A 10905-nucleotide genomic window follows, 5' to 3' on the forward strand; every position below is an offset into this window, starting at 1 on the left:
GTCCGGTCGGGACACTCGATGATTCCCTGGTGGGTGGACAGATCACGGCAAAGGCACACACTGTGGTGGCCAGTCAGTGCCTGGGTCACACCCTGGATGGAAACCATCCCTACAAGTATCAACGTCCGTGCTATCTGTTAGCGTGATTCTCATTACTCACGATGACCAGCCTGTCATGGAAGGGCGATGATTTCAGCATGGACACCGGCGACGCGCAAAGACGCGCAGACGCACCAACCGGCACGGATGAGCGCACGGGGATCACGGAGGCGGACCTGCACAGGCGCAATCCGAAGCTGCCGCTGCGCAGTCAGGAATGGTTCGACAATCCGGACGATCCGAACTCGACCATCACCTCACTGGAACGGTATCTGAACTACGGGCTGTCGGCCGACGAACTGCAAAGCGGCAAGCCGATCATCGGCATCGCACAGTCCGGCAGCGATCTGGCCCCCTGCAACCGCCACCACCTGGACCTGGCCAAGCGCGTGCGGGAGGGCATCAGGGAGGCCGGCGGCATCTGCTTCGAGTTCCCCGTCCACCCGATCCAGGAAACGGGCCGGCGCCCCACCGCGGCGCTCGACCGGAATCTGGCCTATCTGGGCCTGGTGGAGACCCTGCACGGCTATCCGATCGACGGCGTGGTGCTGACCACCGGCTGCGATAAGACCACGCCCTCGCAGCTGATGGCGGCCGCGACCATGAACATCCCGGCGATCGTGCTCTCCGGCGGGCCCATGCTCAACGGCTGGCACAAGGGCCGGCGGATGGGTTCCGGCACGATCCTGTGGGAGGCCAGGGCGCAGTACGCCGCCGGCCAGATCTCCAAGGCGGAATACCAGACGATGGTGACGTCCTCGGCGCCCTCGATCGGGCACTGCAATACGATGGGCACCGCCTCGACGATGAATGCGGTGGCCGAGGCCCTTGGCATGAGCCTGCCAGGGTGTTCGGCGATTCCCGCGCCCTATCAGCAGCGGCCCACGATCGCCTATGAGACGGGCAAGCGGATCGTGGAGATGGTGCTGGCGGACCGGAAGCCATCTGACATCATGACGCGCGATGCCTTCATCAACGCCATCCGCGTGACCAGCGCGATCGGCGGGTCGACGAACGCTCCCTGGCATCTGATCGCGATCGCCAAGCACCTGGGCGTGGATCTGACGCTCGAGGACTGGCAGCACTACGGGCGCGACATCCCCTGCATCGTCGACATGCAGCCGGCGGGGCGCTTCCTGGGCGAGGAGTTCTTCCGCGCCGGCGGCGTGCCGGCCGTGGTCAATGAACTCATGGCCGCGGGCCTGATCCACGAGGACGCACCCACGGTCAACGGCCAGAGCATCGGCCAGAACTGCCGGGATGCGCAGGTGATCGACCGCGAGGTCATCCGCACGGTGGCCGACCCGCTGGTGCCCGCGGCCGGTTTCCAGGTGATGACGGGCAATCTGTTCGACAATGCGGTGATGAAGCTGTCCGTCGCCTCGGAGGAATTCACCCAGCGCTATCTGCGCAATCCGGACGATCCCGATGCCTTCGAGGGCAGCGCCGTGGTCTTCGACGGGCCAGAGGACTACGAGGCCCGGATCGACGATGAGGACCTCAACATCGACGAGCACTCGATCCTCATCATGCGCGGCACGGGCGCGATCGGCTATCCCGGTGCGGCCGAGGTCGTCAACATGCATCCGCCGGCCCGGCTCATCAACGCCGGTATCAATGTACTGCCGTGCATCGGCGACGGCCGGCAGTCGGGGACTTCGGCCTCGCCGTCGATCCTGAACTGTTCGCCCGAGGCCGCGGCCCCCGGGGCGACTCTGGCCGTGGTCCGCACGGGCGACCGGCTGCGCGTGGATGTGGGCGCCGGCCGGGTCGACCTGCTGGTCGACGCCGCCGAACTACGCGAGCGCAAGGTCCTACTCGATGCTGCCGGCGGATACTCCTATCCGGCCAGCCAGACCCCATGGCAGGAGATCCAGCGTTCCATGGTGTCCCAGTTGGGTGATGGAATGGTCTTGGAGCCGGCGGTGAAGTACCAGCGGCTGGCTCAGACGGGGCCGGTCCCACGGCAGAACCACTGAGTCCGAAACGGCCCCGGGCACACCGGTCCGAGTACGCGCACGTCCTTAGAGCAGTCCACGAAGGTAGAGGAAATGACAGATAACGCACCAGCACAGCCCACCCGCCTGCCGCACGATGATGTGGATCCGGGCGGTCTACTGGAGTATTCGGTGGTGTTCACCGATCGCTCGCTCAACCACATGTCCAAGCGCTTCACCGGTGTCATGCAGGACATCATCCGGATCCTGAAGTCCGCCTATGACGCGGATGCCGTGGCGATCGTGCCCGGTGGCGGCAGCTATGCGATGGAGGCCGTTGCCCGACAGCTGATGACGGACAAGAAGGTGCTGATCCAGCGCAATGGGTTGTTCTCCTTCCGCTGGAGCCAGATCCTGGAAGCCGGGAAGATCGCCGCTGCGACCGAGGTCCTCAAGGCCGCCCCGGTGTCCGATGACCCACACGCAGGCTGGGCACCCACCCCGGTCGACCAGGTCGTCGCCGCGATCGAGGCCGGCCGCCCCGACGTCGTAATCGCCACGCATGTGGAAACCGCTGCGGGCATCATCCTGCCCGATGACTACATCCGCGCATTGGCCCAGGCGGCCCACGCGGCGGGTGGCCTGTTCGTGCTGGACTGTGTGGCCTCGGGTGCCACGTGGGCCTCGATGCGCGAACTGGGCGTGGACGTGCTCATCAGCGCGCCGCAGAAGGGCTGGTCCGGTTCGCCCTGCGCCGGCTACGTCATGCTCAGTGAGGCAGGGCGCGCTGCCGTGGAATCAAGCGAGTCGAGCAGCTTCGCCATCGATCTGAAGAAGTGGCTGTCGATCGCCGACTCCTATGTCTCCGGTGGCACGCCGTACCACGCGACGATGCCCACGGATTCTCTGGCGCACAATGCCGAGCTCATGCTGGAGGCCGAGCGCTTCGGCCTGGACAAGCTGGCCGCGGCGCAGGCGGAGCTGGGCGAACGGGTGCGCGGCGTGTGCAAGGCGCGCGGGATCGATTCCGTCGCGGCCGATGACTTCGCGGCTCCCAGCGTGGTCGTCGCCTATGCTTCGGGCCTGCCGGTGGACGCTGCCGAGGTCCAGTCCGGTGCGGCGTTCAAGAAGGTGGGTCTGCAGATCGCCTCGGGCGTGCCGCTGCAGTGCGATGAGGGGCCCGACTTCGCCAGCTTCCGGCTGGGCCTGTTCGGCCTGGACAAGCTGGGCGACATCGACGGCACCGTCCGCCGCCTGGAGGACGCACTGGACGGCCTGGGGCTGACTGCTTCCTGACCCCACCCCCAAACACGTCGTTCCCCCGGAGACACGCTTCTATAGCAGCGTGTTTCCGGGGGAACGACGTGTTTTCATGGCTGCAGCAGGCTTAGCTGCGCGCCAGCACCTTCTGGTACTCCTCCCAGTCGTCGCTCTTCTCAGTGATCTTGGAGACGAACCAGCCGGTGAAGCCCCAGAGCAGGGCGAAGAACACGCCGGAATAGCACAGGATCGCCCACGGCGCGTACTGCAGGGTCGGCACACCCAGGGCGGACGCCATGTACACACCGGCCAGGGTCCACGGGATGATCGGCTCGACCACCGTGACCGAATCCTCCATGGTCCGTCCCAGGTTCCTGGCCTCCAGACCCCGCTTGATGTACTCCTGGCGCAGCATCCCGCCCAGGATCAGGAAGGACACGGTGGAGGTCCCGGTCGCAGCGATCAACACGATCCCGCCGATCACCGTGACCAGGATGAGCTGGCCGTTGGTGTGCACGATCTTCATGAGCGCCGCCATCACCACGTCCAGGGAGCCGGAAACGGTCAGGGCCGCGACGAAGCCGAAGGCGCAGACGACGACCATGAAGATATTCGTCATCGACTCCATTCCGCCGCGCTCCAACAGGGTGGGGATCGCCTCGACCAGCTTCGAGGTGTCCACCGAGGTGTTGCCCGATGAGGCGAACATGTCCAGCGTGAACCCCGACATCAGGGCCTCGATCGTGTCCTGCAGCTTGAAGCCCTGCACCGTCACCGCCAGCACTGCGGCGGATGCGGCCGAGACCAGCATGACCGGCACCGTGGGCAGGCGCATGACGGAGCCGACCACGATGATCGCCACGGGCACCAGCAGCAACAGCGCCACCGGCATGCTCATATGGAACAGGCCCTGCAACTGGCTCAGAAACTCATCCATGTCCCCGACATTCGCCGGCGCGTTGCCGGCCGACCAGAAGCCCGCGATCGTGTAGACGATGATGCACACGATGGCACCGGGACCGGTGGTCAACATCAGGTGCTGGATGTGCTTGTACAGGTTGACCCCCGCGGCGACGGCGGACAGGTTGGTGCTGTCGGACAGCGGCGACATCTTATCGCCGAAGTACGCGCCGGATACCAGGGCTCCGGCCACCGCCGGCAGCGGGGCGCCCATCGCCACCGCCACGCCCATGAAGGCCGCACCCACCGTGCCGACGGAACCCCACGAGGTACCGGTGGCCACCGACAGGATGAGCGTGACCAGGAAGGCCGTGACGATGATGAACTTGGGGCTGATGACGGTGATACCGAAGTAGACCAGCAGCGGGATCGTGCCGCTGACCACCCAGGACCCGATCACCACGCCCACGCACAGGACGATGAGGATCGCAGGGAAGGCCTTGGAGAACTTCACCACCCATTCGTCCTGGATCTCCTGCCATTTGTGCCCCAGGCACAGGGCCAGGACCGTGGCGTAGGCCGCCGCTATCAGCAGCAGCACCTCGACCCGCAGGTCCAACCAGACCACGCCGCCGACGATCACCGCGAACATGACGAGCAGCGGGGACAGCGCGAGCAGCAGCCCCGGCGTCTTGACTGTGCGTGCGGCGTCCTGCCCCGGTTCCGGCTGAGGGCCCGGCGCAGCGTCCACTCGGTTAGGCTTCCCCGTCATGCTTCATCCACCTCCAGTTCGATCACCAGCGGCATCGGCTCGCTGGCCGAGGCCGTCCACCGGGCGGCGGGGCTCAGCCGGATGGTCACGGCGCCGGCCTCCCCCGCTGCCTGGTCGACCCGCACGTCGAGCAGTTGCTGCGCGGCATCCGGTTCGGCTCCCAGCAGTTTCCAGCCGGTGACCGAGGTCCCCGGCTCCACCGTCAGCGCCACCTCGGCCGGCCGGCCGGGCACAATTGCATAGCGGTTGCCGACCGCTGCGGTGACGAAGACCTCTCCCCGGGCCGAGGCCTCGGCCCCGGTACCCTCGACACCCGTCCCGGGTGCCGCGTGAACGTCCGGGCTCGGCTGCGAATCGTAGATCGCGGCCCCGGCCGTCTCCAACCAGGCGCCCAGTTGGAGCAGCCGTTCCTGCTGGACGTTGTCGATCCGGCCGTCGGCTGTGGGGCCCACATTGAGCAGGAAATTTCCGCCGCCGGCCACAGTGCGCGCCAGCATCGTCGCTAGCTCCGCGGCACAGGCGTAGTCCTCGATGTTCTCCGCGCGGTTGAAGCCGTAGGAGCCGCCGATCCCGCGGGATTCCTCCCAGGGGTGGGTCTGGCCGAAGCCCTCGACGTCCTGGTACTCGGTGGAGTAGATGTCGCCGTGGATACCGGGCATGCCCACGTGGATGCGGTCGTTGACGACGACCTCGTCCTTATTGGGCGCCTGCGTGTAGAGCCAGGTGAGCATCCTGCGGGTGTCGGTGTATTCCTCCGGGAAGTCCCATTCTCCGCCGTCGGTGTAGATGACCGAGGGTGCGTAGCGCTCATTGAACTCGACCCACTGCTGGTGCAGGATCTCACGCGGGTAGTCGGCCTCGGGAATACCGTAGCGCTCGGCGTCGGCCTCGGGGATGAAGTGCTCGCCATTCATCCGGTGCGAGGTGTTCGTCTCCCATTCGGGGATCGAATAGTACAGCCCCATCTTCAGGCCCGCCTCGCGCACCGCCTCACTCAGATCACCCACCAGATCCCGCTTGGGGCCGATGGCGCCGGCGTTCCATTCGGTCTTGTGCCGGTTAGCGGTGGGCCACAGGCAGAAGCCGTCGTGGTGCTTCGAGGTCAGCACCACATAACGGGCGCCGGCCCGGCGGAAGAGCTCCGCCCAGGAATGTGGGTCGAACAGTTCGGCGCCGAAGCCCTCGGCCAGATCGTGATAGTCCCGGCCGGGGAACATGGCGTCGTGGAAGCCCGTGTCCGCATTTCGGTACTTGCCGTAGACGCTGGCGTAGTACCACTCGGCGTAGGACCCGAACTGTTCATTCTTCAGCGTCCGCCAGGCCGGCACGGAGAATACGCCCCAGTGGATGAAGATGCCGAACTTCGCCCCTGGATACCAGCCGGGCAGCGGGCGGGCATCGATGTCGGCCCAGCTCTGCGGCAGTACCGCGTCGAAACCGGCCAAGTTGTCGTCGGTCATTAACTCCCCAATACATCCTATGTCTCTGTTAGGTACACCACGGAAAACTACGCCAGTGTGAGGGTTATCGCAAATTGATCGTTCGAATTCATCTGATGACTCACCGGAATATGCTGGTTCAGTCCCCCATTCCGGCGAGCACAGAGCCGATCAAAGGTAACCTTGAAGTATGACCCAGTCATCCCCCGTCATCGACTACTTCCGCTCGGAGATCTCCCTGGGCAGACTGTCTCCCGGGCAGAAGCTGCCGGCCGAACCGCGCCTGTGCGAACAGCTGAGTGTGTCCCGTGGCGTGCTACGCGAGGCCCTGCGCGAACTCCAGGGGTACGGGCTGATCGAGGTCAAACACGGTTCCGGTACCTATGTGTCGAGCCTGCAGCCCAGTGAGCTGCTCAAGGGCCTGGCCTTCACCGTCGACGTCGTGCCGCTGGACGGGCTGATCGAGTTGTTGGAGATCCGCAAGGCGCTCGAGGCGCAGGCCGCAGCCCAGGCGGCCACACTGGCCGATGAGGAGCTCGTGTTCCGGCTGCGCGGCCTGTTGGCCGAAATGGAGGTCCCCGCGAGCGCGGACAGGGAACACAAGCAGGATCTGGACGAGGAGTTCCACGCGCTCATCTGCGATGCCGCGGGAAACAAATCGGCCGCGACGATCGCCCAGGTGATCCGGTCGCGCAGCCGCCACTACAACATGATCGCGAATGCCGATGCCGCATTGGAGAGCCTGATCGGGCACCGCGCGATCGTGCGCGCGATCGTCGAGCACGATGCGCTGGGCGCGATGTCGGCCATGCACAGTCATGTCGATTCGACATCGCTGTGGCTGCGCACGATCAAGCCCGAACCGAACTGATCGGAACCACTCCGGACGAACGCCAACGGCCGCGCGGCCCGCGACGCCGCCTTCGCGAACTTCACCCACGGTTTCCACCTAGTCGACCTGACCGAGGCCCTTGGTCCGGATTCCGTCATCTGGCCCGGCGCGCCGGCCGTGGAATTCACCGACGCCGTCCACCATGACACCGACGGCTACCATGCCCGCCTGGTGACCACGTTCGAACATGCGGGCACCCACTTCGATGCACCGGAGCACTTCGTCCCAGGCGGGGCGGACACCTCGACCATCGGCATCGACGAACTGGTCCTGGCCGCTGCAGTCATCGACATCCGCGACAAGGCCGAGGAGAACCCGAACGCCATCGTCGAACCCGCCGACATCGCCGCCTTCGAGGAAGCCAACGGCCCGATCCAGCCCGGCACCGCCGTCCTGATCGAATCCGGGTGGGCCAGGCACAATGCGGACAAACTCAAGTACGCGGGATCGGAGACCACCGATGATCTGAAGTTCCCCGGCTTCGGCATCGAGGCCTCCCGGATCCTGGTGGAGCGGGGCGTCGTGGGCCTGGGCGTCGACACACTGGGGATCGACCCCGGCGATATGCCGCACTTCCCCGTGCACCGCGAGGTCACCCACCCGGCCGGGCTGTGGCATCTGGAGAACCTGATCAACGTCGACCAGCTGCCGGCCACCGGTGCCGTCATCGCGGTGGGAGTGCCGCGAATCGTCGGCGGCACCGACTTCCCGACCCGTGTCTTCGCCTTCGTGCCCAACAGCTGAAGCGCCCGGCCCCAGCCGCCGGACTGCAGTACCGTTGGACTGGGCCGCACTTTGGACCCGACTACCCATTCCCGTGTGACGAAGGAGCCCTCGATGGAACAGTATTCACCCATTCTCCCGCTGCTCGACGATGCCGACCTTGACCCGCGCGCCAGGGCCGTCTTCGACGATATCCGTGCTACCCGCAACACCGACTTCATCAACAACTTCTGGCGCGTCTTGGCCAACGACCCGGCGAACCTGGAGCGCACCTGGGGCGAACTCAAGGAGCTCATGGGCCCCGGCACCAGCCTCGACCCCCTGGTCAAGGAACTGATCTACGTCGCGGTCTCCAGCACGAACAACTGCACCTACTGCGTCCGGTCCCATACCGCCGCCGCCCAGTCCAAGGGCGCGACGAACGAACAGCTCGCAGAACTCCAGGCGATCGTCGCGGCCGCGAACAAGACGAACCGTTTGGCGATCGGCCTGCAGGTGCCCGTCGACGAGGCCTTCTGCTGAGGGAGTCTCGGCGGAGGGAGTCGCTCCGTCCCGGTCATTCGTGGTCCATTGCGCTCCCCTGGGCCACCAGTGTCAGATAGGAATCGCGCGAGCGCTGCACATGTTCGCCCAGTGCTGCACCCGCCTCTCCAGCCTGGCCGGCATCGATCATCGCCAGAATCGGCCGATGCTCCTCCCAAGAGGAGATCCCGCGATGTTCAACCGTCAGGGCGTAAAGCCATTCCAATTTGCCCGATATCTGTCGCAGCAGAGCCGTCAGGGTCTCCCTGCCGCTGAGTTCGGCGATCAGGAGGTGGAAGCGCATATTCAGCTCGGCCAACCTCCGATAGTCGTGTTCCGCAATGGCCGTGTCACCTGCTTGCAGCACCTCGGCCAACTGTTTTCGGATGTCGAACCAGCCGACTTCCGGCGCGCCGTTCGCCGACTGCCGCGCGGCGCGTTCGGCTGCGCGCCGCGCGGTCGTCGATTCCAACACGATCCTCACTGCGAACAGATCCTCCGCTTCATCGGCTGGCGGGCGGCTCACGGTGGATCCGGCATAAGCCCGCGATTCCACGAACCCGTCCGCAGTCAGCGTGCGCAGACTCTCCCGGATCGGCACCCGGGAAACGCCGAAGCGTTCCCCCAGGGCCTTCTCCGTCAGACGGGTTCCCGGCTGCAGTTCACCCGATATGATGGCACGCCGCAACTGTTCGGTCAGTTGTTCGGCAAGAGAATCACGCATGGGTGAATTCTTCACCGGGCACGGCTTCGATCAAACGCCGGGTGTATTCCTCGGCCGGATGCGCGATCACCTGCGCGGTTTCGCCCGTTTCGATCAGTTTTCCGTGCTGCAATACGACGACGTGCTGAGCGAAGTTCGCGACGACTGCCAGGTCATGTGTGATGAACAGGCAGGACAGCCCGAGTTCCGCCTGCAGGTTCTGCAGCAGGTCCAGAATCTGTTCCTGTACCAGGACGTCCAGCGCCGACACCGCCTCATCGCAGATCAACAGTTCCGGCTGCGAGGAGATCGCACGGGCGATCGCGACACGTTGCCGCTGACCTCCGGACAATTCGGAGGGGTGCCGTTCGATGGTGTCTGCCGGCAGGGCCACCTGGTCCAAGAGCTCGGCGACTCGCCGTTTCCTCTCCGCCTTGGTTCCGATACCGAACACGTTCAGCGGCTCGGCCACGATCGATCCGATCGACCAGGCCGGATTGAGGGACGAGTACGGGTCCTGGAATACCGGCTGGGCGAAGCGTTTGAGCACACGCCGTTCGCTGCGGCTCTTGGTCCGGACCGGGTGCCCGCCCAGGAAGACCTCACCCGAAGTCGCTTCTTCCAGCCCTAGCAGGATCTTCGCAATAGTCGACTTTCCGGACCCGGATTCGCCGATGATCGCCGTGGTCTGGCCACGGTCGGCGGTAAAGGACACGTGGTCCACCGCGGTCACCGAGCCGGCGGCTCCCCGCAGCCGATAGATCTTCGTCAGATCTTCGACCGCGACGACTGGTTCCACAGCAGCGGCCGAGGCCGCGTCCGCTGCGGAGCCGGCGTCCGCTGCCGCGGCATCGACCCGAGTCGACTCCCCCGTCAGGGGCGTGAGTTTGGGTGCCGCTGCGACCAGCTGTTGGGTGTAGTCGTCCTCGGGCTGGAGGAGGACTTGCCGTGGAGTCCCCCGTTCCACCACTCGACCGTTGTGCATGACGAGGATCGTATCGGTCCGGTCCCCGGCCACGCCCAGATCATGGGTGATGAACAGCAAGGAGGTACCGCGTTCGCTCACCAGTTTCTGCAGATGGTCGAGGATCTGCTTCTGCACTGTCACGTCAAGGGCGGACGTCGGTTCGTCCGCCACCAGCAAGTCGGGTTCACCCGACAAGGCGATCGCGATCAGAATGCGCTGCCGCATGCCTCCGGAGAACTCGTGCGGGTACTGCTTCCGGCGCCGCTCGGCGTCTGGGATCCCCGCCTCGGTCATCAGCCGGACCACGGATCGCTCGATCTCCGCTCGATCACTCATCCCATAGGCACGCAGCGCATCGGCGATCTGTTCGCCGACGCGCATCGTCGGATTGAGATTCGACATCGGATCCTGGGGGACCAGGGCGATACGCGTCCCGCGCAACGGCCGCATCGCCTTATCCGGCGCATTCGTAATGTCCTCGCCGGCGAAGCGGATCCGCCCCTGGGTGATCCGGCCATTACCGGCCAGCAAGCCCAGCACCGCGCTAACAGTGGTCGACTTCCCCGATCCGGACTGGCCGACGATGCCCAGGCGTTCCCCTGGTGCCAGGGTGAAGCTGACGTCGTGCAGCACAGGGGTCGATCCGTAGGAGACTTCGAGGTTCTCTACCTCGAGTACGTATTCGCTCATC

The 10905-nt window shown here is 65.5% G+C and carries 9 protein-coding genes; 5 read left to right on the plus strand and 4 right to left on the minus strand.

Annotation, left to right across the window (positions count from 1 at the left end; all coding sequences use genetic code 11):
- The first annotated feature begins 161 nt into the window (after positions 1-161).
- Positions 162-2078, plus strand: coding sequence for an IlvD/Edd family dehydratase (locus NQ038_RS07305; protein ID WP_257059120.1), 1917 nt, complete (start codon positions 162-164; stop codon positions 2076-2078).
- A 72-nt stretch (positions 2079-2150) separates the two neighbouring features.
- The gene (locus NQ038_RS07310; RefSeq protein WP_257059117.1) at positions 2151-3332 is read left to right on the plus strand and encodes an aminotransferase class V-fold PLP-dependent enzyme; all 1182 of its coding nucleotides are present in this window, start codon (positions 2151-2153) and stop codon (positions 3330-3332) included.
- Positions 3333-3423: 91 nt separating this feature from the next.
- Here the strand turns inward: NQ038_RS07310 and nhaC are convergent, their stop codons facing one another.
- Both nhaC and NQ038_RS07320 read right to left on the minus strand, forming a co-directional pair.
- Positions 3424-4968, minus strand: coding sequence for a Na+/H+ antiporter NhaC (gene nhaC, locus NQ038_RS07315; protein ID WP_257062223.1), 1545 nt, complete (start codon positions 4966-4968; stop codon positions 3424-3426).
- A complete protein-coding gene (locus NQ038_RS07320) occupies positions 4965-6428 on the minus strand; it encodes an alpha-L-fucosidase (protein WP_257062224.1) in 1464 nt (487 codons plus the stop codon). The genes nhaC and NQ038_RS07320 overlap by 4 nt, the downstream gene beginning before the upstream one ends.
- Positions 6429-6597: 169 nt before the next feature.
- On the opposite strand from NQ038_RS07320, the gene NQ038_RS07325 reads away from it, so the two are divergent.
- From NQ038_RS07325 to NQ038_RS07335, 3 genes are all read left to right on the plus strand, one after another.
- A complete protein-coding gene (locus tag NQ038_RS07325; RefSeq protein ID WP_257049550.1) occupies positions 6598-7278 on the plus strand; it encodes a FadR/GntR family transcriptional regulator in 681 nt (226 codons plus the stop codon).
- An 87-nt stretch (positions 7279-7365) separates the two neighbouring features.
- Positions 7366-8043: a cyclase family protein gene (locus tag NQ038_RS07330; RefSeq protein WP_257049586.1), complete on the plus strand. Its 678-nt coding sequence runs from the start codon at positions 7366-7368 to the stop codon at positions 8041-8043.
- A 93-nt stretch (positions 8044-8136) separates the two neighbouring features.
- Positions 8137-8544: a carboxymuconolactone decarboxylase family protein gene (locus tag NQ038_RS07335; RefSeq protein WP_257049551.1), complete on the plus strand. Its 408-nt coding sequence runs from the start codon at positions 8137-8139 to the stop codon at positions 8542-8544.
- 34 nt (positions 8545-8578) lie between these two features.
- Here NQ038_RS07335 and NQ038_RS07340 read toward each other — a convergent pair whose 3' ends face one another.
- Positions 8579-9268, minus strand: a complete 690-nt coding sequence (locus NQ038_RS07340) for a GntR family transcriptional regulator (RefSeq protein WP_257049552.1) — start codon at positions 9266-9268, stop codon at positions 8579-8581.
- Positions 9261-10904 carry an ABC transporter ATP-binding protein gene (locus tag NQ038_RS07345; RefSeq protein WP_306427830.1) on the minus strand — a complete coding sequence of 548 codons (1644 nt, stop codon included), beginning with the start codon at positions 10902-10904 and terminating at the stop codon, positions 9261-9263. Before NQ038_RS07345 ends, NQ038_RS07340 begins: the two co-directional genes overlap by 8 nt.
- Position 10905: the final 1 nt, after the last annotated feature.

Origin of the sequence: Brevibacterium sp. 50QC2O2 (genome assembly GCF_024580675.1) — a bacterium.
Classification (GTDB): Bacteria; Actinomycetota; Actinomycetes; order Actinomycetales; family Brevibacteriaceae; genus Brevibacterium; species Brevibacterium moorei.